Raw genomic sequence first — 23,501 nt, forward strand, 5'->3', positions numbered from 1 at the left:
CCGCAGCTTCGGGAACCGCTGCGCCGCTTCGGTCACCGTCGCCGGGACGTCGACCCTGGCGTGGAAGGCGCTGCCCAGCAGCAGCGGCACCAGCACGGCCTGCTGGTGACCGTCGGCGTGCACCGAAGCGAGCACGTCGCCGACGCGCGGCGCCGACAGGTCCAGGAAAGCGGTGCGCACGTCCAAGTCCGGCCGCTGGGCGCGCACCACGTCCAGCAGGGCGTGCACGGTGCGCGCCGAGCGCGGGTCCCGGCTGCCGTGCGCCACGGCGACCAGCGCGGGGGCTTCGCCTGCGCTGGACAGGTTCGGTTCGGTGCCGAACGCGCCGGGCTCGAAGGCCCCGGGCCCGAACGCGCCGGGCCCGAACGTGCCGGAACCGAACGCGCCGGGGCTCATGTCGCCACCACCCGCGTCACGCCGCGACGGCCGCGGCCAGCGGAGCGAGCGGCAGGCCGATCAGCCCGGCGGCCAGCGTCGTCCCGTCCGACGGGTCGATCACCAGGAACGAGCCGGTGCGGCGGGAATCGGCGTAGTCGTCCACCGGCAGCGCCTCCGCCGTGCGGAACTGCACCCGGCCGATCTCGTTGAGCTGCAACGCATCCGGAGTGTCCACACTGGCCAGCCGCTGCTCGTCGAAGCGGGCCGACAGCTCGGTGACCATCGCCTGCACGGTCCGGGTGCCGTGCTTGACCAGCACCCGCGCGCCCGGCTGCAGCGCCTTCTCCGCCAGCCAGCACACCGTGGCGTCCAGCTCGTCGGTGACCCGCGGTGCGGGCTCGGCCGAAGCGATCAGGTCTCCGCGGGCCAGGTCCACGTCGTCTTCCAGCAGCAGCGTCACCCCGCGGCCGGCGGCCGCGCGCGGCGCGGGCCCGTCCGGTGTGTCCACCTTGGACACCCGGGTGCGGATGCCCGCGGGCAGCACCACGACCTCGTCGCCCTCGGCGATCACTCCGGCGGCGATCTGGCCCGCGTAGCCGCGGTAGTCCGGGTACTCGGTGGTGCGCGGCCGGATCACCGTCTGCACCGGCATCCGGAACGGCGCGTCGAACGGGTCCGGCGCGACCGGCACGCTCTCCAGGTGCTCCAGCAGCGACGGCCCGGAGTACCAGGGCGTGCGCTCGGAGCGCTCCACGACGTTGTCCCCGTGCAGCGCGGAAACCGGGATCGTCACCACGGCGTCGTCGGCGTAGCCGAGCGCGCGGGCGTGCTCGGCGAACTCGGCGGCGATGCGCTCGTGCACCGCGCCGTCGAAGTCCACCATGTCGATCTTGTTGATCGCCAGCACCAGCCGCGGCACGCCCAGCAGCGCCAGCACCGCGGCGTGCCTGCGGGTCTGCTCGATCACGCCCTTGCGCGCGTCCACCAGCAGGATCGCCAGCTGCGCCGTGGACGCGCCGGTGACGGTGTTGCGGGTGTACTGCACGTGCCCAGGCGTGTCGGCCAGCACGAAGGAGCGCTTCGGAGTGGCGAAGTAGCGGTAGGCCACGTCGATCGTGATGCCCTGCTCGCGCTCCGCGCGCAGCCCGTCCACCAGCAGCGACAGGTCCGGGGTCTGCAGACCGCGGTCCGCGCTGGCGCGGTGCACCGCGTCCAGCTGGTCGGCCAGCACCGACTTCGTGTCGTGCAGCAGCCTGCCCACCAGCGTCGACTTGCCGTCGTCCACCGAACCGGCGGTGGCCAGCCGCAGCAGATCGGTGTGCACCGGCAGCTCCACCTGCGTACCGGAGTCCGGCGCGGTGCGCGTGGTCGTCTCGGTCATCAGAAGTCTCTTCCTGGGATCGTTCCTGCGTAGCTGGTGGAGTTGGGGACCGGGCCGCCGGTGCGCTGCCGGCTCGACCCGCGGTTCTGCCGAAGCGGTGCGCACTCGATGGAGCGGTCAGGCGGCGCGTGGTGCGGACGCCGAGATCAGAAGTAGCCCTCGCGCTTGCGGTCCTCCATCGCGGCCTCGGACATCCGGTCGTCCGCGCGCGTCGCGCCGCGCTCGGTGAGCCTGCTGGCGGCCACCTCCGCGATCACGTCGTCCACGGTGTAGGCCTCGGACTCCACCGCGCCGGTGCAGGAGCCGTCGCCGACGGTGCGGTAGCGCACCGTCTTCTCCGCGACCTCCTCACCGTCCTGCGGACCGCCCCACGGACCGGAGGTCAGCCACATGCCGTCCCGCAGGAACACCTCGCGCCGGTGCGCGTAGTACATCTGCGGCAGCTCGATCTTCTCCCGCTGGATGTAGCGCCACACGTCCAGCTCGGTCCAGTTCGACAGCGGGAAGACCCGCACGTGCTCACCGGCGCGGTGCCTGCCGTTGTAGAGGTTCCACAGCTCCGGGCGCTGCCTGCGCGGGTCCCACTGCCCGAACGCGTTGCGCAGGCTGAAGATCCGCTCCTTCGCCCGGGCCCGCTCCTCGTCCCGGCGACCGCCGCCGAAGACCGCGTCGAACTTGTTCTCCGTGATCGAGTCCAGCAGCGGGGTGGTCTGCAACGGGTTGCGGGTGCCGTCCGGGCGTTCGGACAGCCGTCCGTCGTCGATGTAGTCCTGCACCGAAGCCACCACGAGCCGCAGGTCGTGCCGGGACACCAGCTGGTCCCGGAACGCGATCACCTCGTCGAAGTTGTGCCCGGTGTCCACGTGCAGCAGCGGGAACGGCACCGGCGCGGGGCGGAACGCCTTCAGCGCCAGGTGCACCAGCACCGTCGAGTCCTTGCCGCCGGAGAACAGGATCACCGGCTTGTCGAACTCCCCGGCCACCTCGCGGAAGATGTGGATGGCCTCGGACTCCAGGGCGTCCAGGTTGTCGACCTGCGGCGGCGCTTCCGCCGCCCCCGCCGGGTCCTCCGGCAGTTCGATCTGTTGCTCGGCGGTCATACCCGTCCTTTGCGCGTCAGGTGGTCGGTGGGCGGCCCGCCGCTTCAGGCGTGCAGCCCGCATTCGGTCTTCGAGCTCCCCGCCCAGCGGCCGCTGCGCGGGTCGGCGCCCGGCGCGGGCTTGGCCGTGCACGGCGCGCACCCGATCGACGGGTAACCGGCGGGCACCAGCGGGTTCACCAGCACGCCGTGCTCGGCGATGTAGGCGTCCACATCGGCATCGCTCCACGCCGCGATCGGATTGATCTTCACGATGTTGTTGCGATCATCCCAGGTCACGATCGGCGTGTTCGCGCGCGTCGGCGCCTCCACCCGGCGCACGCCGGTCACCCACGCCTCGTAGCGGGCGAGCGTGTTGCGCAGCGGCACCACCTTGCGCAGGAAGCAGCACCGGCCGGGATCGCGGTCGTGCAGCTTCGGCCCCTCGGTGGCGTCCTGCTCGGCCACCGACTGCTCGGCCTGGGCGTTGACGATGTTCACGTCGTAGATCTGCTGCACCGCGTCGCGGGTGCCGAGGGTCTCGGCGAAGTGGTAGCCGGTCTCCAGGAACAGCACGTCCACCCCCGGCTTGGCCTTCGCGGCCAGGTCCACCAGCAGGGCGTCCTGCATGTTCGACGCGACGATCAGGCCGTCGCCGAACGTCTCCGCCGCCCAGCGCAGCGCCTGCTCGGCACTGGCCTCGGCGAGGCGCGGCGCGGCTTCGTCGACCAGTGCGCGCAGCTCGGCATCGCTGCGGCGAACTCCGATGTCCGTGGTTTCGACAGTCATGAGTCTCCGTCTCCTCAGCCGCTCGCCAACCCGACGAGCCGTACGGTGAACACCCGCAGGCACGCCTGGCATTTCCAGGCGCCCGCCGGTTCGGCTTCCGGGATCAGTTCCTCGTCCCCGCAGTACGGGCAGTAGAACGGGACCGCCCGGCCTTCCGGGGCGGCTTGCGCGCTCACTTCAGGTCGTCCTCTTCGGCGCGCCCGACCCACTGGGCGAACCGCTCGCCGTCGGTGCGCTGGGCGAGGTAGTTGCGCACCAGGCGCTCCACGTAGTCACCCAGCTTGTCCGAGGTGACCTTGTGCCCGCGGATCTTGCGGCCGAACCCGGCGTCCAGCCCGAGCCCGCCGCCGAGGTGCACCTGGAAGCCCTCGACCTGGTTGCCCTCCTCGTCGCGCACCATCTGGCCCTTCAGGCCGATGTCCGAGGTCTGGGTGCGGGCGCAGGCGTTCGGGCAGCCGTTCAGGTTGATCGTCACCGGGTCGCGCACGTCGCCCTGGATGTCCTCGAGCCGCTGCTCCAGCTCGTTGATCAGGTCGATGGCGCGCTGCTTGGTCTCGACGATCGCCAGCTTGCAGAACTCGATGCCGGTGCAGGCCATCACGTTGCGCCGCCACGGCGTCGGCGTGGTGTGCAGGCCCAGCTGCGCCATGTCCGCGACCAGGCCCTCCACCTGCTGCTGCGGCACGTCCAGCACCAGCAGGTTCTGCTCCACGGTGGTGCGCACCCGGCTGGAACCGACCCGCTCGGCGGCCTTGGCTGCCTCCATCAGCGTGGCGCCGCTGACCCGCCCGGCCTGCGACTTCACCCCGACGTAGAAGTTGCCGTCCTGCTGCGGGTTCACGCCGAGGTGGTCGCGGTGCCCGCCCGGGGTCTCCGGCGCCGGGCCGTCGATGAGCTTGCGGCCGAGGTACTCGTCCTCGATGACCTGCCGCGTCTTCTCCGCGCCCCAGTCGTCGACCAGGAACTTCATCCGCGCCCGGTTGCGCAACCTGCGGTAGCCGTAGTCGCGGAACACGCTGGTCACCGCGTGCCAGACCTCGGCGGCCTCCTCGATCGGCACCCAGGCGCCCAGCCGCACCGCCAGCTTCGGGTTGGTCGACAGGCCGCCGCCGACCCACAGGTCGAAGCCGGGGCCGTGCTCCGGGTGCTCGACGCCGACCAGCGAGATGTCGTTGATCTCCGGCACGGTGTCCCAGCGCGGTGAGCCGCTGATCGCGGTCTTGAACTTGCGCGGCAGGTTCGACAGCGACTGGTCGCCGATGTAGCGGTCGGTGATCTCCTTGATCGCGGGCGTCGCGTCGATGATCTCGTCCGCGGCGACCCCGGCGACCGGCGAGCCCAGCAGCACGCGCGGGCAGTCGCCGCACGCCTCGGTGGTGTAGAGCCCGACGGCTTCCAGCTTCTGCCAGATCGTCGGCATGTCCTCGATGCGGATCCAGTGCAGCTGGATGTTCTGCCGATCGGTGATGTCGGCGGTGTCGCGGGCGTAGGTCTGCGAGATCTCGCCGACGACCCGCAGCTGCTCGGTGGTCATCGCGCCGCCGTCGACGCGCACCCGCAGCATGAAGTAGGAGGCGTCGAGCTCTTCCGGCTGGATCGTGCCGGTGCGGGCACCGGGGATGCCTTCGGCCCGCTGGGTGTAGAGACCCATCCAGCGGAACCGCCCGCGCAGGTCGGCGGGGTCGATGGAATCGAAGCCGCGGTGGGCGTAGATGTTCTCGATGCGCTGGCGCACGTTGAGCGGGTTGTCGTCCTTCTTGGACCGCTCATTGCCGTTCAGCGGCTCGCGGTAGCCGAGAGCCCACTGCCCCTCACCACGTGTTTTGCCCTTGCGGGCCGGGGTGCGGCGTTCGGTGCGGCTCGGAGCTTCCGTCGAAGGGGCCATGGCCGGACCTCCGTGGTGGTGGACTTCAGGCGCGGTTCGACGCCGTGCGGGTCCAACGGAGGTGTCCGCAGTCGGCGTCTCCCCGGCGCCGACTGGACAGTTCGAAAACGCGGCGGCGGGTTCAGCCCTGGCGACGGCAAAGCGCGCTGGACACCCGCCGCAGGTCCACGTAGCGGCGGGCGACCAGCAGAAGCCTAGTTGCGGGCGCACCCATACAGGTCAGCGTGCCACGGGTCCATCCTGTGGTCCATGATCAGCCGAATAGTGAGACGAGGGTCAAACTCGGGCGCACCCCGGCGCCGGGCTCCGGCTTTGGGACACTGGAAGGGTGCCTTCGCAGCCACCACCAGGTGAACCGGCCCCGACCGACGGTGCACTGCCCGCCGGCGCGCTGACCGATCTCGGGCAGCGGCCGTTCGGCGTGTACGTGCACGTCCCGTTCTGCGCCACCCGCTGCGGGTACTGCGATTTCAACACCTACACCGCCGACGAGCTGGGGTCCGCGGCGGGATTCGCGGACTGGCTGGACGGGCTGCGCGCCGAACTCGACCTCGGTGCCCGAGTGCTGGACGCGGGCGACTCGCCCGTCCCGAGTGCTGAGACGGTGTTCGTCGGCGGCGGTACCCCCTCGCTGCTCGGTGTCGAACGGCTCGGCGCCGTGCTCGATGCGATCCGGTCGTCCTTCGGCCTCCGCGCCGACGCCGAGGTCACCACCGAATCCAACCCGGAATCGACCTCGCCGGAGTTCTTCGCGGGCCTGCGCGAAGCCGGCTACACGCGGATCTCGCTGGGAATGCAGTCGGCGGCCGAACACGTCCTGCGCGTGTTGGAACGCCGCCACACCCCCGGCCGGGCGGTCGCGGCTGCGCAGGAGGCGCGGGCGGCCGGGTTCGGCCACGTCAACCTCGACCTGATCTACGGCACGCCGGGGGAGACCGACCAGGACCTGCGGGACTCGTTGGACGCGGTGCTCGAAGCGGGCGTGGACCACGTCTCGGCGTACTCGCTGATCGTCGAGGACGGCACCGCGATGGCCCGCAAGGTCCGCCGCGGGGACCTGCCGATGCCGGACGAGGACGTGCTGGCCGACCGCTACGAGATCCTCGACTCCAAGCTGGCCGAGGCCGGTTTGCGCTGGTACGAGGTCTCGAACTGGGCTTCCGATGACGACGCCCGCTGCAGGCACAACCTGGGCTACTGGCAGGGCGGCGACTGGTGGGGCGCCGGACCCGGCGCGCACAGCCACGTCGGTGGGGTGCGCTGGTGGAACGTCAAGCACCCCGCGCGCTACTCGGCGCTGCTGGCCGACGGCGCCTCGCCTGCGCAGGCGCGGGAAGTGCTCGATGCCGAGGACCAGCGGGTGGAGCGGATCATGCTCGAACTCCTCGTCGCCGAAGGGCTTCCGGTCGCAGCGCTGGACGCCGACGGGGCGGTCGCCGCCAAGCAGGCCGCCGAGGACGGCCTGCTGCTGCCGGACGCGCTGCGCGCGGGCCGTTGCGTGCTCCCCGACCGCGGCCGCCGGCTTGCCGACGCGGTCGTGCAGCGGTTGTTGTGAGCGGGCGGACGCAGTGGACGGAACGGGCGCTGCTCAAGAAGGAGCGCTGACCGGTATGCCGTTCGCATCGGCGGCTTCGGCCAGCCGAGCGGCATAGGTGATCATCAAGTCGGCGTCGACCGCGATCGCGGCCGCCAAATGGATCGCGTCAAGCGAACGGAGCTGGTTCGGTTCGATCCGGCGGGACAGATTCATGATCTCGGCGTCCAACGGGTGCTCGGCAATGCCCAGCATGGCCTGTCGCAGGTCCTCGGCCATCTCCTGGTACGAGGCAGCGGCACGAGTGCGCAGTGCGCGAGCAACCTCGGTCCATGCCAGCGAAGCGGAAAGCAGCAGTGTGCCGTCCCGGTGGAGCCGATCGATCTCCTCGGCGAGCGGTTCGGACTCGGCTTCTTTGATCGCTCGTTTGAGCAGCGCGCTGCTGTCCACGTAAACGCGCATCAGAGCCGGTCGTCTCGGTCGAACAGGTCGATGCTGCGCTGACCTTCCGGAAGTGTCTTCGTCGGGATGACTTTGCGATATGCACCGCGCGGCGGGAGCACCTTGCCGGAGGCGATCAAGTGCTCCCACTCATGGTGCGGGGTTTCGGGCTGGGACAAACCGAGAAACTCGTCGAGCGCCGCGCGCAGCAGCTCCTGCTGCGAGCGTCCGGTTCGTTCTGCCTCCTCGCGAAGTGCCTGCTCAGCCTCGGGACGAAGGCGCAAGTTGAGAGCCATGTGATGATGGTACCGAGAATGGTGCGGGCATTGGTACCACTTTCGAGGAGCTCGCCAGCAAGGGCCTTGGTGCCCTGGTGGAAGGTGTTGCGAACGTGCGCGGCTTTCGGATCAAGGGCTCCGGGACCGTAAACTCGATGGCGGCGGGTGCGAACCGGGCGACGAGGAGGTGACTGGGTGAACGCCGATCAACGCCGGATCGAGATCCTGCGGGCCATCGTGGCCGACTACGTGTCGACGAACGAACCCGTGGGCTCGAAGGCGCTGGTCGACCGGCACAACCTCGGAGTGTCCAGCGCCACCGTGCGCAACGACATGGCCGCCCTCGAAGAGGAAGGCCTCATCGTCCAGCCGCACACCAGCGCGGGCCGGATCCCGACCGATGCGGGCTACCGGTTGTTCGTGGACCGGCTGCACGAGATCAAGCCGCTCACCACCGCCGAACGCCGTGCGATCCAGGCGTTCCTGGAAGGCGCGCTGGACCTGGACGACGTGATGCGCCGCAGCGTGCGGCTGCTGGCCCAGCTCACCCAGCAGGTCGCGGTCGTGCAGTACCCGACGCTGGCGCGCTCCACGGTGCGGCACGTCGAGGTGGTCACGATCACCCCGGCGCGGCTGATGCTGGTGCTGATCACCGACACCGGCCGGGTGGACCAGCGGATGGTCGACCTCGGCGATGTGATCGGCGACGAGGACGTGTCCCGGCTGCGCGGGGTGCTGAACCACGCGATGGCCGAGAAGCGGCTCGCGGACGCCTCGGCGGCCGTGGCCGAGTTGCCCGAGCAGTCCCCGCCCGAACTGCGCGACACCATGACGCGGGTCAGCAGCGTGCTCATCGAGTCGCTGGTGGAGCACCCCGAAGAACGCATGGTGCTCGGCGGCACGCCGAACCTGACCCGCAACGTCGCCGACTTCCCGAACTCGCTGCGGCAGGTGATGGAGGCGTTGGAGGAGCAGGTCGTGGTGCTCAAGCTGCTGGCGGCCTCCCGCGACGCGAGCACGGTGACCGTGCGCATCGGGATGGAGAACGAAGCCGAGGAGATGCAGACGACGTCGGTGGTGTCCACCGGTTACGGCACGCATGGGATGGTGCTGGGAGGCATGGGGGTCGTCGGCCCGACCCGGATGGACTATCCGGGAACGATGGCGGCGGTCCGTGCCGTTGCAGCTTACGTGGGTGAGATCCTGGCGGGCCGGTGACGCAGCCGGCGCGGATCGCCCGCGCGAACTCGTAGACCGAGCAGAGGAAGACGTACAAGGTGGCCAGGGACTATTACGGGACCCTCGGGGTGGCCAAGGACGCTACGCCGGAGCAGATCAAGCGGGCTTACCGCAAGCTCGCCAGGGAATTGCACCCCGACGTCAACCAGGAAGCCGGCTCCCAGGAGCGCTTCCGGGAGGTGACCACCGCGTACGAGGTGCTCTCCGACCCGAAGAAGAAGCAGGTAGTCGACCTGGGCGGCGACCCGATGGCCAGCGGCGCGGAGGCCGGTGGCGGCATGGGCGGCGATCCGTTCGCCGGGTTCGGCGGCCTGGGCGACATCATGGACGCCTTCTTCGGCGGCTCCGGTGGTGGCGGAGGCGGCGGCCGCGGCCCGCGCAGCAGGGTGCAGCCCGGCTCGGACGCGCTGCTGCGGCTGGAGCTCACGCTGGAGGAGTGCGCCAGCGGCGTGAACCGGGACATCACCGTGGACACCGCGGTGCTGTGCGACTCCTGCGACGGCGGCGGGTCGCGCGCGGGCAGCGCGCCCTCCACCTGCGACACCTGCGGTGGCCGCGGCGAGGTGCAGTCGGTGCAGCGCTCGTTCCTTGGCCAGGTCATGACGTCCCGGCCGTGCCCGGTCTGCCGTGGTTTCGGCGAGGTCATCACCGATCCGTGCCAGCAGTGCGGCGGTGACGGCCGGGTGCGCGAGCGGCGCACCATCACCGTCAAGATCCCCGCGGGCGTCGGCGACGGGATGCGGGTGCGGCTGGCAGGCGAAGGCGAGGTCGGGCCCGGCGGCGGTCCGGCGGGCGACCTGTTCGTCGAGGTCGAGGAACTCCCGCACGAGCGGTTCGTGCGCGACGGTGCGGACCTGCACTGCAACGTCGAAGTCCCGATGACGGCGGCCGCGCTGGGCACCGTGATCACGCTGGACACGCTCGACGACAGCGAGGAGATCACCGTCGAGCCGGGCACCCAGCCGGGCACCGAGCGGGTGCTGTCCGGGCGCGGACTGCCGAAGCTGCGTTCCAACGGCCGGGTCAGCGGGCACGGTGACCTGCACGTCCACCTCGATGTGCAGGTGCCGACCAAGCTGGACGACGAGCAGGGGGAGCTGTTGCGCAAGCTGGCCCCGCTGCGCGGTGAGGAGCAGCCGGAGCCGACCGTGAGCGCGAGCGGCAACGGACAGCGGCAAGGGCTGTTCTCCCGGTTCAAGTCCTTCGGCCACCGCTGATCGACAAGATCGAGACGGTTTTCCGGGTTTTGTAGCGCGGACGGGTGACGCAGGGCTACCGTGTGTGCCTGCGACGTGCACGGGGGTTGGGGACCCGTCCACCGCATGGCTCGTGCAGCGAGCCTCCGCAGGGACGCTCGCCGGACAACCTCCCCCCTCGGTCCGGCGAGGCTGCGCCGCAGTCGGCCACCCCCAGCCTCGCTGCGGCGCAGCACCCCCGGGATGAGCAGCGGCCTGGTCCTGGGTTCCCGGGGGTCTGCGCGGTGCGCAGGGTGCCCGCGGGGTCGCTGTGGTCGCGCGGATAGCCTGGCGAGCATGAGCGACGACGACCAGGACTCCCTGTTCCTGCGCATGATGGCCGGCGAGATCCCGGCCGATGTGGTGCATGACAGCGAGCGCGTGTACGCGATCCGCGACATCAACCCGCAGGCGCCGACGCACGTGCTGGTCGTGCCGAAGACGAAGTACCGCAACGCCGCCGAACTCGCCACGGCCGATCCGGACCTGCTGGCCGAGCTGGTGCGGGTCGCGGGCGGTATCGCCGAGCGGGAGGGCATCGCCGAAGCCGGCTACCGGCTGCTGTTCAACACCAACGCCGACGCGGGCCAGACGATCTTCCACGTGCACCTGCACCTGCTCGGCGGGGAGAACCTGGGCGGGCTCACCGGCGGCCCGCTCAAGGGCTGACCACCGGAACACCCGTGATCGGCGGCGGAACCGCGTTGCCGATTGCTCTACCATCGGTGTCGGGAAGAACCGACCGACTCGCGCGCCAGCGCAGAAAGCAGGCCCGAACACTAGTGGCCGGAATCGCAGCGGATGGACCCGCCCAGTCCGGACAGCAGCAGTCCAGGGACGTCGAAAACCACCAGGCCCCGGCACCGCAGGCTCGAGCACCGCAGGCGGAGCCACCGCAGGAGACCGCCCCGGATCGCAACGGCGAAGCGCCGCAGGCGGCGATGTCCGCCCAGCGACTCTCCGCGCAGAACCGGCCGGAAGCGCGGTCGGTGCAGTCCAAGGTCACCGTCCCGGACAGCGCGGTGCTCGCCCTGCTCGGCAGCCGGGACGCGAACCTGCGGGTGGCCGAGGAACTGCTCACCGCCGACGTGCACGCGCGCGGCAACGAGATCACGTTGTCCGGTGAACCGGCCGAGGTCGCCTTCGCCGAGCGGGTGTTCGGCGAACTCGTCGAGATCGTGTCGAAGGACGACCAGCTCACTCCGGACGCGGTCCGCCGGGTGGTCGGGATGCTCTCGGCCGACGACAACGAGTCGCCCGCCGAGGTGCTCAACCTGGACATCCTGTCCAAGCGCGGCCGCACGATCCGTCCCAAGACGCTGAACCAGAAGCGCTACGTGGACGCGATCGACGAGCACACCGTGGTCTTCGGCATCGGTCCCGCGGGCACCGGCAAGACCTACCTGGCGATGGCCAAGGCCGTGCAGGCGCTGCAGACCAAGCAGGTCAACCGGATCATCCTCACCCGTCCCGCCGTGGAGGCCGGTGAGCGGCTGGGCCACCTGCCGGGCACGCTCTACGAGAAGATCGACCCGTACCTGCGGCCGCTGTACGACGCGCTGCACGACATGATCGACCCGGAGTCGGTGCCGCGGCTGACCCAGGCCGGGACGATCGAGGTGGCGCCGCTGGCCTACATGCGCGGGCGCACCCTCAACGACGCCTTCATCATCCTCGACGAGGCGCAGAACACCACGCCCGAGCAGATGAAGATGTTCCTGACCCGCCTCGGGTTCGGCTCCCGCATCGTGGTCACCGGGGACATCACCCAGGTCGATCTGCCCGGCGGGCAGCGCAGCGGCCTGCGCGTGGTCCGGGAGATCCTGGAAGGCGTGCAGGACGTGCACTTCGCCAACTTGGACAGCTCGGACGTGGTCCGGCACCAGCTGGTCACCGACATCGTCAACGCCTACGACCGCTGGCAGGCCCGCCAGGACGCCGAGGCCGAGCAGCAGTTCGCCCGCCACGGCCGCTCCGGCCGCGGCGGCCAGTTCCGGGAACGAGCATGAGCATCGAAATCGCCAACGAATCCGGTGTCGAGGTCGACGAGGGCACCATCGTCTCGGTCGCCCGCTACGCGCTGGACCGGATGAGCGTGAGCCAGCTCGCCGAGCTGTCCATCGTGCTCGTCGAGCTGAACGTGATGTCCGACCTGCACGAGCGCTGGATGGACCTGCCCGGTCCGACCGACGTGATGGCCTTCCCCATGGACGAGTACGACTCGTCGCGGCGCCCGGACTCGGCGGGTTCCGGGCCCGCGCTGCTCGGGGATCTCGTGCTGTGCCCCGCGTTCGCCCGCGATCAGGCGCGCAAGGCCGGGCACGGGCTGCTGGACGAGCTGCACCTGCTGACCGTGCACGGCGTGCTGCACCTGCTGGGCTACGACCACGCGGAGCCGGAGGAGGAGCGGGAGATGTTCGCGCTGCAGAACCGCATCCTCGCCGACTACCGCACGGCGCGCGCCGAGGCCGACCGGGAAGCGGCGCAGCGGGACGCGGACTCCCGCGTGCTCGGCGCGGTGGGGCTGGACCAGGGCTCCTCGCCCGAGGTCCCGCGCGACTGAGAAGGCTGGGACCGTGTTCACGAGTTCGACCGTTCTGCTGATCTGGGCGGTTGTCCTGGTGCTGGCGGCGGGGTTGTTCGCCGCCGCCGATTCCGCGGTCGGTGCGGCTTCGCGCGCCCGCGTGGACGAGTTGGTGCGGGAGGGCCGCGGCGGGGCCGAGCGGCTGGCCGTGGTGCTGGAGGACCGGCCGCGGCACGTGAACCTGCTGATCCTGCTGCGGCTGGCCTGCGAAATGGGCGCGACGGTGCTGGTCACGGTCGTGATCCTGCGGCTGGAGATCGCCGACGGGCTCGGCGCGCTGATCGCCATCGCGATCATGCTGGTGGTGTCCTACGTGCTGGTCGGGGTCGGCCCGCGGACCATCGGCAGGCAGCACCCCTACGGTGTCGGGCTGCTGGTCGCGGCGCCGGTGCGGGTGCTGGCGCGGCTGCTGAACCCGCTGACGCGATTGCTGATCCTGGTCGGCAACGGGATCACGCCCGGCCGCGGTTTCCGGGAAGGGCCGTTCTCCTCCGAGGTGGAACTGCGGGAACTGGTCGACCTGGCCGGTGAGCGCGGCGTGGTCGCCGCGGGCGAGCGCGAGATGATCCACTCGGTGTTCGAGCTCGGCGACACCATCGCCCGCGAGGTGATGGTGCCGCGCACCGAGATCATCTGGATCGAGCGCACCAAGTCCGCGCGGCAGGCGCTGGCGCTGTGCCTGCGTTCCGGGTTCTCGCGGGTGCCGGTGATCGGGGACAGCGTCGACGACATCGTCGGCATCGTGACGTTGAAGGACCTCACCGGGGCGATCGTGGAACGCGGCGAGCTCAGCCAGGCAGGTCCGGGCGTGGGCGAACTGATGCGCTCGACGAGCTTCGTGCCGGACACCAAGCGGCTGGACGAACTGCTCAAGGAGATGCAGCTCTCGCGCAGCCACCTGGCGATCGCCGTCGACGAGTACGGCGGTACCGCGGGCCTGCTGACCATCGAGGACATCCTGGAGGAGATCGTCGGGGAGATCACCGACGAGTCCGACCGCGAGGAGCACCGGCCGATCGAGCACCTCGACGACGGCACGGTCCGGGTGTCCTCCCGGCTGCCGGTGGAGGACCTCGGCGAACTGTTCGGCGTGGAACTGGACGGTTCCGAGGTGGAGACCGTCGGCGGTCTGCTCGCCCAGCGCCTCGGGCGGGTCCCCCTGCCGGGCGCGGAAGCCGAGCTGGAAGGCTTGCGGCTGCGCGCCGAGGGCGGCAAGGACCACCGCGGCCGCATCCGGATCAACGCTCTGCTCGTTCGCCGCGCGAACGGGGAGACCGCACCGCAGCGCGCGGGCCAGGTGGCCGAGCAGGACGGCGACAGCGGTGCCGACCAGGAAGGAAGCAGTGCCCGTGGCTGAGCAGGAGACCGCGGCCCCGGCGGAGCTGGACGCGGAGGACGCCAAGATCGTCACGCTGGCCCGTTCGGCGCGTGCCCGCACCGGTGCCGCCGAAGGAGCCGCGGTGCGCGACACCGACGGCCGCACCTACGCCGCGTGCACCGTAGCCCTCCCGTCGTTGCAGCTCACCGCGTTGCAGGCGGCGGTGGCCGCGGCGGTCGCCAGCGGTGCCGAAGGACTGGAGGCGGCCGCGGTCGTCACCGACGCCGCCGAGATCTCCGCCGAATCCGCCGCCGCGCTGCGCGACCTGTCCGCTTCCGCGCCGCTGCTGCGCGCGGACGGCCGCGGCGAGGTCGCCGGAGTGCTGCGCTGAGCAGGGCCGCTTCCGCCGGGCGGTCGGCGGTCGGGACAATGGCCTGGTGACCAGCACTCCAGACGCGCACCGCTCCGGGTTCGCCTGCTTCGTCGGCCGCCCCAACGCGGGCAAGTCCACCCTGACGAACAACCTCGTCGGCTCGAAGGTGGCGATCACCTCCAGCAAGCCGCAGACCACCCGGCACGCCATCCGCGGCATCGTGCACCGCGAGGACGCGCAGCTGATCATCGTCGACACCCCGGGGCTGCACCGGCCGCGCACGCTGCTCGGCCAGCGGCTCAACGACCTGGTGTACGAGACCTGGGCCGAGGTGGACGTCGTCGGCTTCTGCGTGCCCGCCGATCAGAAGGTCGGCCCCGGCGATCGCTACATCGCGGAGCAGCTGGCAAAGGTCGCCAAGCGGACACCGGTGCTGGGCGTGGTCACCAAGACCGACCTGGCGACCAAGCAGCAGGTCGCCGAGCAGCTGGTGGCGCTGCAGGAGGTGCTGGAGTTCGCCGACCTGGTGCCGGTATCGGCGGTGGACTCCTACCAGATGGACACGCTCAGCGACCTGCTCGTCGGCCACCTGCCGGAGGGGCCGCAGCTGTACCCGGACGGCGATCTCACCGACGAGCCGGAGACGACGCTGATCGCCGAGCTGATCCGGGAAGCGGCGCTGGAAGGCGTGCGCGACGAGCTGCCGCACTCGCTGGCGGTCGGCATCGAGGAGATGAACGAGCGGGAGGATCGCGACGACCTGCTCGACGTGCACGCGATCGTCTACGTGGAGCGGCAGAGCCAGAAGTCGATCGTCATCGGCCGCGGCGGGGAACGGCTGCGCGAGGTGGGTTCCCGCGCGCGCAAGCACATCCAGGCGCTGCTGGGCAGCAAGATCTACCTGGACCTGCACGTCAAGGTCGCCAAGGACTGGCAGCGCGACCCGAAGCAGCTGCGGCGGCTGGGCTTCTGATCGGTGATTCCGCTGGTCGAGGGGTCGGCTCGGGCAGGTCGGGCGATTTGCTCGAACACCCGCGGCTGGAGCACTCGTTCGGGTAGTTTTCCGATCAACCGCCGCGGCGGCTGCCGCGTTTGATCTCTTGACCGAAGGAATTGCAGTGACGAACCCGCATGGCGGTCCGCCGTCCGGTCCGCAGCCCCAACAGCCCTACGGGCAGCAGCCATATCCGCAGTCGGGTCCGCAGCCTCAGCAGTACCCGCAGTCCGGGCCGATGCCGCAGCCGGGTGCGCCCGCGCCTTACGGCCAGGCTCCTTACGGGGCGCCCGGCGGGTACGGGCAGCCGAATCCGGAGAACTACGCCCACTGGGGACAGCGGGCGCTCGGGTTCCTGATCGACTCGTTCGTTCCCGGCTTGATCGTCGGCATCATCAGCGGAGTCCTGCTGACCGTGGGCACCACCGCGGCCATGTCCGGTGACCAGGGCACCGCCATGACCACGCAGATCATCAACATGGTCGTGTCGCTGGCGCTGATCGCGTTCGTCATCTGGAACTCCTGCTACCGCCGCGGCACCACCGGGCAGTCGCTCGGCCAGCAGGTCGCGAAGATCCGGACGCTCAGCGAGCGGACCGGGCAGCCGCTGGGCTTCGGCTACGCCTTCTTGCGTCAGCTGGCCCACTTCCTGGACGGCATCGCCTGCTACGTCGGTTACCTCTGGCCGCTGTGGGACGAGAAGCGGCAGACCTTCGCTGACAAGATCATCGGTTCCGTCGTGGTTCCGGCGCCGGGGACGGGCGGTCCGGCACAGCCGGGTTACCCGCAGGCCGGTTACCAGCAGCCGGGGTATCCGCAGCAGCCCGGCGGCTACCCGCAGCAGGGTGGTTACCCGCAGCAGGGCGGCTACCCGCAATCCGGCGGTTATCCGCAGCAGGGCGGCTACCCACCGCAGACCGGTGGCCACCCGCAGCAGGGCTACGGACAGCCGCCGCAGCAGTGGTGATCATCGACACGTTTCGCAGGATGCCCCGGACGACCGGCCTGATCGCCGGTGCCGGGGCGTCCGCGCTCGTGCTCGGAACCACCGGGCTGCCGTTGCCCTGCCCGTTGCTCGCGCTGACCGGCTTGGACTGCCCCTTCTGCGGCGGCAGCCGGATGATCGGCGCGCTGTTGCAGGGCGACGTGGCGCTGGCCGCGGATTTGAACCTCTTCGCACTCGTCGTGGTCCTGCCGTTGGCGGGTGCCGTCCTGATCGCGATGGCCCGGGAAGAACTCGGCCGGGCATCGCGACATTGGCCTGCCGGACGGACCGGCCGAATCCTCACCTGCGCCCTGGCCGGGACGGTTCTCGCGTGGGGTGTCGTGCGGAACCTTCCCGGGTTCGAGGCGTTGCGCGCCTAGCGCGCCGTCACGACCAGAACTCTCGCTGGACTTCGGGGCCGAAATAGCCGGCTGATGCCCCGTAGAGCCCGAGGGCGAGCAACACCCAGAGGACGATGACGACCCAGCCGATGATCACCCCGGCCAACGCCATCCCACGACCCCGCAGCATCGGGTTCCTCTTGTGCTGGCCCAGCGCGACGTGACCCAGGATCACGCCGAGCGGCCCGAGGACGATTCCCAGCGAGCAGACCAGCCCGACCAGCGAGACGACCATCGAGGCGATCGACAGCCCGTTGTTCGAGGGCTGTTGGTGCGGATTCTGCTGGAACCCTTGGGGATGGTTCTGGTACGGGTTCTGCGGGTTGTACGGATTTTGCGGGTCGTACGGGTTCTGCGGGTCGTACGGGTTGGACATGCTTTCCTCTCGCCAGCTCCGGCCGGGCTCGTGCCCCGATGCGCGGGACGGACCTGTTCTTATCAGCCGGTTGCGCGATCACGGGACGGGATCGTTCAAATCGGGTGTTGCACCGGCCCCGCGGCCGGACGCCCGCAGCCGCCGCGTAGCCCAGTAGTGCGACGATTGGGTAGTGAGCCTTTACCGGGATACCGGCGTCGTGCTGCGGGTGCACAAGCTGGGTGAGGCCGACCGGATCATCACCCTGCTCACCCGCCGCAACGGCAAGGTGCGCGCGGTCGCGAAGGGCGTGCGGCGCACGACCTCGCGCTTCGGTGCCCGCGTGGAGCCGTTCTGCCACGTCGACGTGCAGCTGCACACCGGGCGCACGCTGGACGTGATCACGCAGGTGCAGACGCTCGACGCGTTCGGCGTGCACATCGTCGACGACTACCAGCGCTACACCGCGGGCTGCGCGGTGCTGGAGACGGTCGACCGGCTCGCCGCGGAGGAAGGGGAGCCGGTGCTGCGGCTGTACCTGCTGGTCGTCGGCGCGCTGCGGGCGCTGTCCGGCAGGGAACGCGATCCTTCGCTGGTGCTGGACGCGTTCTTGCTGCGCGCCATGTCCTATGCGGGCTGGGCGCCTGCGCTGTCCGAATGCGCCCGCTGCGGCGAGTCCGGGCCGCACTCCGCGTTCAACGTGCAGGGCGGTGGCGCGATGTGCGTGCACTGCCGACCCGCCGGTTCCGCGCGTCCGGCGCAGCAGACGTTGCCGCTGCTGGAGGCGCTGCTGCACGGCGACTGGCCCGCCGCCGAGGAGGCCGCGAACCCGGTGCGGCGCGAAGGCAGCGGCCTCGTCGCGGCCCACCTGCAGTGGCACATGGAGCGGCAGTTGCGCTCGTTGCCGCTGGTGGAGCGCCAGGAGCACGTTCCGGAGCTGATCCGCGAACGAGCCGCCGCGCTGGGCGGGACCGCAGACGTCGCCGATGCGGAAACCGCCGACGGGACCACCGGTTGATCGTGCGCAGCTGGCGTCCGTGCGACGCCCAGGCGGTGCACCGGATCTGCGTCGCCACCGGTGACGCGGGTGAGCCCGCACAGCAGATCCTCCAGGACCCGGATCTGGTCGCTTACGTCTTCGCCGACCCGTACGTGCTGCTGCATCCGGAGCTGGCGTTCGTCGCCGAATCCGGTGGCCGGGTCCTCGGCTACGTCGTGGCGGCATTGCACACCGAGGAGTTCTACGCGCGCTGGCAGCTCGAATGGTCACCGCGCTTCGCCGCCACGCATCCCGCGAGCCGCAACATCGACAGCCGCAACGCCGACAGCCAGTTGCGGGCGTTCCTGCACCGGCCGCGACTGATGCTTCCCGCGGATCTGGACCGCTATCCCTCGCACCTGCACATCAACCTGCTCGCGCACGCCCGCGGGCGCGGTGCGGGCAAGCAGCTGCTGCACGCGGTGTTCCACCAGCTCGCGTGGGCCGGTTCGCCCGGTGTGCAGCTCGGAGTGCGTACCAGCAACACCGGTGCGCAGGCGTTCTACCGGCGGACCGGGATGGTGCGGTTGCCTTCGGACGACCGGGTCGAGGTCCGCTACGGGAGACCACTGAACGGGTGACGCGGGCGTCCGGGAGAATGGACGACCGCCGCAGACACGAAGGAGAAGGCACCATGCTGCGACGCCGAGGGCGCGGATCCGACGACCCCAGCGTGAAGCCGCCGGACCCGCACGCCTCCGGGGCGGAGCCGCCGGACCTGCCCGCCGATCTCGTACCCCGGCACATCGCCGTGGTGATGGACGGCAACGGCCGCTGGGCCAACGAGCGCGGGCTGCCGCGCATCGAAGGGCACAAGCAGGGCGAACGGGTGGTGATCGAACTCGCCAAGGGGGCCATCGAGCTCGGCGTGAAGTGGCTGTCGCTGTACGCCTTCTCCACCGAGAACTGGAAGCGCAGCCCGGAAGAGGTGCGGTTCCTGATGGGCTTCAACCGGGACGTGATCGCCCGCCGGGTGGACGAGCTCGACGACCTGGGCGTGCGGGTCCGCTGGTCCGGCCGTAAGCCGAAGCTGTGGCGCAGCGTGGTCAACCAGCTGCAGTCCGCCGAGGAGCGCACCCGCGGCAACGAGGTGCTGAACCTGACCATGTGCGTGAACTATGGTGGCCGGGCCGAGGTCGGCGACGCCGCGCGCGAGATCGCCCGGTTGGCCGCCGCGGGCAAGATCAATCCAGAGAAGGTGGACGAGCGGACCGTGGCCCGGCATCTCTACCAGCCGGAGATGCCCGACGTTGATCTGTTCATCCGGCCGTCCGGGGAGCAGCGCACCTCCAACTTCCTGCTCTGGGAGTCCGCTTACGCCGAGTTGGTGTTCCAAGACACGTTGTTCCCCGATGTGGACCGCCGCCACCTGTGGCGCGCGTGCGAGCAGTACGCGGGCCGGGACCGGCGTTTCGGCGGTGCCATCGACCGTGCTGCGCAGGAGGAGGGCAGCACCGCTACCGCCCAGGAGGGCATCTCATGACCCAGGAGGCCGCCACTACCGCCGAGCTGCTGACCGCGGCCAAGGAGGCGCTGGAGACCTATCACGAGGTGAGCGTCGACGACGACGGCGCGTTGACCTTGCGCCACGGTGACGTGCCGTGCGCGGTGCAGGCCATGCAGCTTGCCGATGGGCTGACGGTGCTCAGCCTGACCTGCGTGGTGGCGTGGGACTTGCCGTTGAGCGAGAAGCTCGCGCAATCGGCGGCGGAGCGGGCCGGACAGGGGTTGTTCGGCACGCTCGGCGTGGTCCGCACCGAGCGCGGCATGGACGTGACCTTGCGCTACGCCTTCCCCGCGGAGGGCATGGAAGCGCAGCCGCTGGGCACGCTGCTGATGCTGGTGGTGTCGACGGCTTCGCAGCTGCGCGGGGAATTGCTCACCGAGGTCGAAGAGGACACCCCGGTGGACTGAGCCGGTCTCCCATCCGCTGAGCTGCGGGAATTCGCCGCGCGCAGCGAGATTCGCCGGATGCGTCCGACACACGCGGGCGTGTCGGATCGATCAGATTCGGACTCACCGGGTTCAGGGGTGCGTGCGGCCGGATGGGCGAGCTGGACAACGATCTCAGCGCACTCCGAGTGCCCGATGATCGGCCGAACGGGAGGCGCGTGAACTCGATCAAGTGATCATCGGTGCGGCCGGTCGGCGCCAGGTGCGAACGATTATCAGTTCTCGCTGGCACGATGAGCCGGTGACCACGACCTCCCGCTCGGCCGGCCGCGTGCCGGAGCGAGCTCGCCGCCGCATCACCTCGCTGGAGGTGCTCTGCGCCCTGCTGCTGGCGTCCCTGCTGTTCCAGGGGCCGATCAGCGGACTGCTCGATGTGCCGGGGCTGCGCACCGGATCCACCGTGTTCGTCGCGGTGTGCGTGCAGGCATTGCCGTTCCTGGTGCTCGGAGTGCTGATCAGCGGAGCCATCGCGGCGTTCGTGCCGCCGAGCGCCATGCGCAGGCTGTTGCCCGGCAACTCCGCTGCTGCGGTTCCGGTTGCCGGATTCGCGGGCATCGCGTTGCCCGGCTGCGAATGCGCTTCCGTGCCGGTGGCGCGGCGGTTGATGCAGCAGGGCATCGCACCGGCCGCGGCGCTGGCGTTCCTGCTGGCGGCACCCGCGGTCAATCCGATCGTGCTGGTCTCCACCGCGGTCGCGTTCCCCGGCGAGCCGGTGATGGTGCTGGCGCGCTTCCTCGGATCGCTGCTGACCGCCTGCGTGATGGGCTGGTTGTGGTTGCGCGTCGGCAAGGGCGAGTGGATCGCCGAACGAGCTCTGAGGCGCGCCGAGGTCCGCGAGCCGAGCGGTGGGCGGTGGGCGGTGTTCACCGAGACCGCGCGGCACGACCTGGTCGAGGCCGGCGGGTTCCTGGTGCTCGGCGGGCTCACCTCGGCGGTGTTCAACGTGCTGGTGCCCGCGGAGTGGATGCGCTCGCTGGGCGGGCAGCTCGTGCTGGGCGTGCTGGTGATGGCGCTGCTGGCGGTGGTGCTCGCGCTGTGCAGCGAAGCCGACGCGTTCGTGGCGGCCTCGATGGCCGGTTTGCCGCTGCTGCCGAAACTGGTGTTCCTGGTGGTCGGCCCCGCGGTGGACATCAAGCTCATCGCCTTGCAGGCGGGCACGTTCGGGCGCGCGTTCGCCGCGCGCTTCGCGCCTGCCACGTTGCTGGTCGCGATCGCCTGCTCGGTGCTGGTGGGCGCGCTGTTGCTGGGAGGTGCGTGATGCGCAGGGAGACACAGAACCTGCTGCTGGTGCTGCTCGGCGGCGCGTTGCTGAAAATCGCGTTCACCGGCGTGTACCTGCGCTACGTGAAGCCGTCACTGCTGCCCTGGCTGGTGCTGGCCGGGGTGGTCATGGTGGCGCTGGCGGGCACCGCGATCTGGCGGGACATCCGGGCCGGGGCGGCCGAATCCGCTCCGCCGAGACGGCAATCGAGCGGAGAGTCGACGCCACAGGTCTGCACCCGAGCCGCCGACGGCTCGGCCGGATCAGGCGCGGTGGTGCACGCGGACGCGGCCGGTCGTTCCGAGGAGAGCGCGGAGTCCCCGAGCGGGCACGCCGCCGCTTTCGCTGCTGGTGCGACGGCGGAAGGAACAGTCGGCGTCGAGCCCGCTGGTGGTTCTGTCGGCGACCGCGCGGCTGTCGCGGCGGAACCCGGCCACGTGAGCGCCGGCCATGAGCACCGTTCCCGCAGCCCGTGGATGCTGCTGCTACCGGTGCTCGCGATCTTCCTGGTCGGCCCGCCCGCGCTCGGCTCCGATTCGATAGGCCGCGCCGGGCAGCCCGCAGCCGTCCCGCAGCGGCCGAGCGGCACCGGCTCGTTGTTCGGGCCGCTGCCCCCGGGCGAAGCCCCGCTGCTGACCGTCTCGGAATTCCAAACCCGCGTCGTGTGGGACACCAGCGGTTCGCTCGACGACCGGGCCGTTCGCCTGCAGGGGTTCGTGGTGCACCCGGATGACGATCCCGGACGCACCCGGCTGGCCAGAATGCGGATCAGCTGCTGCGCCGCGGACGCCGCACCGGTGCTCGTCGACCTGTCCGGGCCCGCCGCCGCGGCCCTGGCGAACACCCCGGCCGACACCTGGATCGAGGTGACCGGCGCGTTGCGGACCGGCAGCGCGACCGAGGCCAACGGTCAGGTGCCGACGGTCGACATCACCGCAGTGCACGGAATACCGACTCCGCCCAACCCCTACGAGTACTGATCTCCACGGCACGGCGAGGCGCGAACGGAGGTGATCGCGATGCACAGCCCGCCGACCTGGTTCAGCGCGGAAGGCGCCGTCGGTCTACCGGGTTCACTCGGCCGAAGCGCAGTTCGGGCAGATGCCGATGATCTCCACGGTGTGCCCCACGTCGGTGAAGCCGTGCTCGCGGGCGATCCGCTCCGCCCAGTCCTCCACCGGAGGATCGGAGACCTCGACGGCGCGGCCGCAATGCCTGCACACCAAGTGGTGATGGTGCTCGGTCGAGCACCGGCGGTAGATGGCCTCGCCGGAGTCGGTGCGCAGCACGTCGATCTCCCCGGCGTCGGCCAGCGTCTGCAGCGTGCGGTACACGGTGGTCAGGCCGATGCCCTCGCCCTGCCTGCGCAGCTGCTCGTGCAGGTCCTGCGCGGAGCGGAAGTCGTCGACCTCGCTGAGCAGCCGGGAAACCGCCGCCCGTTGTCTGGTGGCCCGCAGTCCCGGCACACCGGCCGCGGAGCGCTCGCCGATGGTCACGCTGTCTCCGTATCCTGTCGGGTCTCTGGTGGCGGAGGCGTCCCGCGTCCCCGGGGGCGCGCCCCGGAGAGCTCCTCGGCGTGCGTGGCCGCGTCCGCGACGATGTGCGCGAGGTGCTCGTCGACGAGCCGGTACACCACTTCCCGGCCGTGCCGTTGCCCGTACACCACACCCGCCGACTTCAGCACCCGCAGGTGCTGGCTGATCAGCGGCTGCGTGACACCGAGTACGTCGACCAGTTCGTGCACGCAGCGCTCGGCCGTGCGCAACTGCAGCACGATCGCGATTCGCACCGGCGCGGCCAGTGCGCGCAGCAGCTCGCCGGCCTCGACCAGGGTCTGCTGGTCCTCGACCGGCGCGAGCCGGGGAGCTTCCCGCTCCGGGGAGTGGACGTGGTCCTCGGCGTGGTCCGGGTGGCCGGTGTCCGCCGCCGGGGCCGCGTCCGGCGCGGCCGCGCCCTCCGACGTGCACCCGGCCGCGTCGGCTCCGGCCGGTTCGGCGAGG

At 70.7% G+C, this 23,501-nt stretch carries 29 protein-coding genes and 1 pseudogene; 18 read left to right on the forward strand and 12 right to left on the reverse strand.

Annotated features, from left to right (window positions below; all coding sequences use genetic code 11):
- The 7 genes from IJH84_RS12995 to IJH84_RS29285 form a co-directional block, all read right to left on the reverse strand.
- Nucleotides 1-396 (reverse strand): CbiX/SirB N-terminal domain-containing protein (locus tag IJH84_RS12995; protein WP_295144564.1); only part of this gene is annotated, 396 nt, incomplete at its 3' end.
- Nucleotides 397-412: 16 nt separating this feature from the next.
- The gene (locus IJH84_RS13000) at nt 413-1,759 is read right to left on the reverse strand and encodes a GTP-binding protein (RefSeq protein ID WP_295144567.1); all 1,347 of its coding nucleotides are present in this window, start codon (nt 1,757-1,759) and stop codon (nt 413-415) included.
- A gap of 146 nt (nt 1,760-1,905) precedes the next feature.
- Nucleotides 1,906-2,859 (reverse strand): sulfate adenylyltransferase subunit CysD, encoded by a 954-nt coding sequence (gene cysD, locus IJH84_RS13005; RefSeq protein WP_233627636.1) that lies wholly within the window; start codon nt 2,857-2,859, stop codon nt 1,906-1,908.
- Nucleotides 2,860-2,903: 44 nt separating this feature from the next.
- Nucleotides 2,904-3,626, reverse strand: coding sequence for a phosphoadenylyl-sulfate reductase (locus IJH84_RS13010; RefSeq protein WP_200070963.1), 723 nt, complete (start codon nt 3,624-3,626; stop codon nt 2,904-2,906).
- 14 nt (nt 3,627-3,640) lie between these two features.
- Complete coding sequence (locus IJH84_RS13015; RefSeq protein ID WP_200070964.1) at nt 3,641-3,802, reverse strand: zinc finger domain-containing protein; 162 nt, start codon at nt 3,800-3,802, stop codon at nt 3,641-3,643.
- A complete protein-coding gene (locus IJH84_RS13020) occupies nt 3,799-5,511 on the reverse strand; it encodes a nitrite/sulfite reductase (protein WP_200070965.1) in 1,713 nt (570 codons plus the stop codon). Before IJH84_RS13020 ends, IJH84_RS13015 begins: the two co-directional genes overlap by 4 nt.
- Before the next feature lie 121 nt (nt 5,512-5,632).
- Entirely contained in the window at nt 5,633-5,725 is a 93-nt protein-coding gene (locus tag IJH84_RS29285) for a putative leader peptide (RefSeq protein ID WP_367269019.1), read from the reverse strand.
- 114 nt (nt 5,726-5,839) lie between these two features.
- Between IJH84_RS29285 and hemW the strand changes: the two genes are divergently transcribed.
- Nucleotides 5,840-7,066 carry a radical SAM family heme chaperone HemW gene (gene hemW, locus IJH84_RS13025; RefSeq protein WP_295144579.1) on the forward strand — a complete coding sequence of 409 codons (1,227 nt, stop codon included), beginning with the start codon at nt 5,840-5,842 and terminating at the stop codon, nt 7,064-7,066.
- 33 nt (nt 7,067-7,099) lie between these two features.
- Here hemW and IJH84_RS13030 read toward each other — a convergent pair whose 3' ends face one another.
- Both IJH84_RS13030 and IJH84_RS13035 read right to left on the reverse strand, forming a co-directional pair.
- Nucleotides 7,100-7,495 carry a PIN domain-containing protein gene (locus IJH84_RS13030; protein ID WP_295144581.1) on the reverse strand — a complete coding sequence of 132 codons (396 nt, stop codon included), beginning with the start codon at nt 7,493-7,495 and terminating at the stop codon, nt 7,100-7,102.
- A gap of 11 nt (nt 7,496-7,506) precedes the next feature.
- Nucleotides 7,507-7,782, reverse strand: a complete 276-nt coding sequence (locus IJH84_RS13035) for a ribbon-helix-helix protein, CopG family (protein ID WP_295144584.1) — start codon at nt 7,780-7,782, stop codon at nt 7,507-7,509.
- Nucleotides 7,783-7,959: 177 nt separating this feature from the next.
- Between IJH84_RS13035 and hrcA the strand changes: the two genes are divergently transcribed.
- From hrcA to IJH84_RS13085, 10 genes are all read left to right on the forward strand, one after another.
- The gene (gene hrcA / locus IJH84_RS13040; protein WP_200070969.1) at nt 7,960-8,982 is read left to right on the forward strand and encodes a heat-inducible transcriptional repressor HrcA; all 1,023 of its coding nucleotides are present in this window, start codon (nt 7,960-7,962) and stop codon (nt 8,980-8,982) included.
- Between the two features lie 59 nt (nt 8,983-9,041).
- Entirely contained in the window at nt 9,042-10,220 is a 1,179-nt protein-coding gene (gene dnaJ / locus IJH84_RS13045; RefSeq protein ID WP_295144588.1) for a molecular chaperone DnaJ, read from the forward strand.
- Between the two features lie 315 nt (nt 10,221-10,535).
- Nucleotides 10,536-10,907 (forward strand): HIT domain-containing protein, encoded by a 372-nt coding sequence (locus IJH84_RS13050; protein ID WP_200070971.1) that lies wholly within the window; start codon nt 10,536-10,538, stop codon nt 10,905-10,907.
- Between the two features lie 272 nt (nt 10,908-11,179).
- Nucleotides 11,180-12,247 (forward strand): PhoH family protein, encoded by a 1,068-nt coding sequence (locus IJH84_RS13055; RefSeq protein WP_200071153.1) that lies wholly within the window; start codon nt 11,180-11,182, stop codon nt 12,245-12,247.
- The gene (gene ybeY, locus IJH84_RS13060; protein WP_200070972.1) at nt 12,244-12,801 is read left to right on the forward strand and encodes an rRNA maturation RNase YbeY; all 558 of its coding nucleotides are present in this window, start codon (nt 12,244-12,246) and stop codon (nt 12,799-12,801) included. Before IJH84_RS13055 ends, ybeY begins: the two co-directional genes overlap by 4 nt.
- Before the next feature lie 13 nt (nt 12,802-12,814).
- Nucleotides 12,815-14,179 carry a hemolysin family protein gene (locus IJH84_RS13065; RefSeq protein WP_295144595.1) on the forward strand — a complete coding sequence of 455 codons (1,365 nt, stop codon included), beginning with the start codon at nt 12,815-12,817 and terminating at the stop codon, nt 14,177-14,179.
- Entirely contained in the window at nt 14,172-14,531 is a 360-nt protein-coding gene (locus tag IJH84_RS13070; RefSeq protein WP_200070974.1) for a cytidine deaminase, read from the forward strand. The genes IJH84_RS13065 and IJH84_RS13070 overlap by 8 nt, the downstream gene beginning before the upstream one ends.
- Before the next feature lie 46 nt (nt 14,532-14,577).
- Nucleotides 14,578-15,486 carry a GTPase Era gene (gene era, locus IJH84_RS13075; protein ID WP_200070975.1) on the forward strand — a complete coding sequence of 303 codons (909 nt, stop codon included), beginning with the start codon at nt 14,578-14,580 and terminating at the stop codon, nt 15,484-15,486.
- Nucleotides 15,487-15,631: 145 nt separating this feature from the next.
- Nucleotides 15,632-16,474, forward strand: a complete 843-nt coding sequence (locus IJH84_RS13080) for an RDD family protein (RefSeq protein WP_295144602.1) — start codon at nt 15,632-15,634, stop codon at nt 16,472-16,474.
- A 20-nt stretch (nt 16,475-16,494) separates the two neighbouring features.
- Nucleotides 16,495-16,872, forward strand: a complete 378-nt coding sequence (locus IJH84_RS13085; RefSeq protein ID WP_295144605.1) for a DUF2752 domain-containing protein — start codon at nt 16,495-16,497, stop codon at nt 16,870-16,872.
- A gap of 7 nt (nt 16,873-16,879) precedes the next feature.
- On the opposite strand, the gene IJH84_RS13090 is transcribed toward IJH84_RS13085, so the two are convergent.
- Nucleotides 16,880-17,269 carry a DUF4190 domain-containing protein gene (locus tag IJH84_RS13090; protein WP_295144608.1) on the reverse strand — a complete coding sequence of 130 codons (390 nt, stop codon included), beginning with the start codon at nt 17,267-17,269 and terminating at the stop codon, nt 16,880-16,882.
- A 172-nt stretch (nt 17,270-17,441) separates the two neighbouring features.
- On the opposite strand from IJH84_RS13090, the gene recO reads away from it, so the two are divergent.
- The 7 genes and pseudogenes from recO (at nt 17,442) to IJH84_RS13125 (ending at nt 22,481) form a co-directional block, all read left to right on the forward strand.
- Nucleotides 17,442-18,266 (forward strand): DNA repair protein RecO, encoded by an 825-nt coding sequence (gene recO / locus IJH84_RS13095; protein ID WP_295144611.1) that lies wholly within the window; start codon nt 17,442-17,444, stop codon nt 18,264-18,266.
- Between the two features lie 2 nt (nt 18,267-18,268).
- The gene (locus IJH84_RS13100) at nt 18,269-18,868 is read left to right on the forward strand and encodes a GNAT family N-acetyltransferase (protein WP_295144614.1); all 600 of its coding nucleotides are present in this window, start codon (nt 18,269-18,271) and stop codon (nt 18,866-18,868) included.
- Nucleotides 18,869-18,921: 53 nt separating this feature from the next.
- A complete protein-coding gene (locus IJH84_RS13105) occupies nt 18,922-19,770 on the forward strand; it encodes an isoprenyl transferase (protein WP_200070980.1) in 849 nt (282 codons plus the stop codon).
- Entirely contained in the window at nt 19,767-20,201 is a 435-nt protein-coding gene (locus tag IJH84_RS13110; RefSeq protein ID WP_200070981.1) for a hypothetical protein, read from the forward strand. Before IJH84_RS13105 ends, IJH84_RS13110 begins: the two co-directional genes overlap by 4 nt.
- 280 nt (nt 20,202-20,481) lie before the next feature.
- Complete coding sequence (locus IJH84_RS13115; protein ID WP_200070982.1) at nt 20,482-21,498, forward strand: permease; 1,017 nt, start codon at nt 20,482-20,484, stop codon at nt 21,496-21,498.
- Nucleotides 21,498-21,674: pseudogene (locus IJH84_RS13120) on the forward strand (TIGR03943 family protein); the annotation flags it as partial. The gene IJH84_RS13115 and the pseudogene IJH84_RS13120, both read left to right, overlap by 1 nt.
- A 264-nt stretch (nt 21,675-21,938) precedes the next feature.
- Nucleotides 21,939-22,481, forward strand: coding sequence for a TIGR03943 family protein (locus IJH84_RS13125; RefSeq protein ID WP_295144625.1), 543 nt, complete (start codon nt 21,939-21,941; stop codon nt 22,479-22,481).
- Nucleotides 22,482-22,574: 93 nt separating this feature from the next.
- Here IJH84_RS13125 and IJH84_RS13130 read toward each other — a convergent pair whose 3' ends face one another.
- Nucleotides 22,575-22,997 (reverse strand): Fur family transcriptional regulator, encoded by a 423-nt coding sequence (locus IJH84_RS13130; protein WP_200070984.1) that lies wholly within the window; start codon nt 22,995-22,997, stop codon nt 22,575-22,577.
- Nucleotides 22,994-23,501 (reverse strand): metalloregulator ArsR/SmtB family transcription factor (locus IJH84_RS13135; RefSeq protein ID WP_295144620.1); only part of this gene is annotated, 508 nt, incomplete at its 5' end. The genes IJH84_RS13130 and IJH84_RS13135, both read right to left, overlap by 4 nt.

It is taken from the genome of Saccharopolyspora sp., assembly GCF_017434145.1.
GTDB classification, from domain to species: domain Bacteria; phylum Actinomycetota; class Actinomycetes; order Mycobacteriales; family Pseudonocardiaceae; genus Saccharopolyspora_C; species Saccharopolyspora_C galaxeae.

Coding starts and splice junctions, on each gene's coding strand:
- IJH84_RS13105 (WP_200070980.1), top strand. CDS start 18,922: ATGCTGCGACGCCGAGGGCGCGGATCCGACGACCCCAGCGTGAAGCCG.
- IJH84_RS13035 (WP_295144584.1), bottom strand. CDS start 7,782: ATGGCTCTCAACTTGCGCCTTCGTCCCGAGGCTGAGCAGGCACTTCGC.
- IJH84_RS13020 (WP_200070965.1), bottom strand. CDS start 5,511: ATGGCCCCTTCGACGGAAGCTCCGAGCCGCACCGAACGCCGCACCCCG.
- cysD (WP_233627636.1), bottom strand. CDS start 2,859: ATGACCGCCGAGCAACAGATCGAACTGCCGGAGGACCCGGCGGGGGCG.
- IJH84_RS13010 (WP_200070963.1), bottom strand. CDS start 3,626: ATGACTGTCGAAACCACGGACATCGGAGTTCGCCGCAGCGATGCCGAG.
- IJH84_RS29285 (WP_367269019.1), bottom strand. CDS start 5,725: ATGGGTGCGCCCGCAACTAGGCTTCTGCTGGTCGCCCGCCGCTACGTG.
- IJH84_RS13110 (WP_200070981.1), top strand. CDS start 19,767: ATGACCCAGGAGGCCGCCACTACCGCCGAGCTGCTGACCGCGGCCAAG.
- IJH84_RS13055 (WP_200071153.1), top strand. CDS start 11,180: ATGTCCGCCCAGCGACTCTCCGCGCAGAACCGGCCGGAAGCGCGGTCG.
- IJH84_RS13000 (WP_295144567.1), bottom strand. CDS start 1,759: ATGACCGAGACGACCACGCGCACCGCGCCGGACTCCGGTACGCAGGTG.
- ybeY (WP_200070972.1), top strand. CDS start 12,244: ATGAGCATCGAAATCGCCAACGAATCCGGTGTCGAGGTCGACGAGGGC.
- IJH84_RS13050 (WP_200070971.1), top strand. CDS start 10,536: ATGAGCGACGACGACCAGGACTCCCTGTTCCTGCGCATGATGGCCGGC.
- IJH84_RS13085 (WP_295144605.1), top strand. CDS start 16,495: ATGCCCCGGACGACCGGCCTGATCGCCGGTGCCGGGGCGTCCGCGCTC.
- IJH84_RS13090 (WP_295144608.1), bottom strand. CDS start 17,269: ATGTCCAACCCGTACGACCCGCAGAACCCGTACGACCCGCAAAATCCG.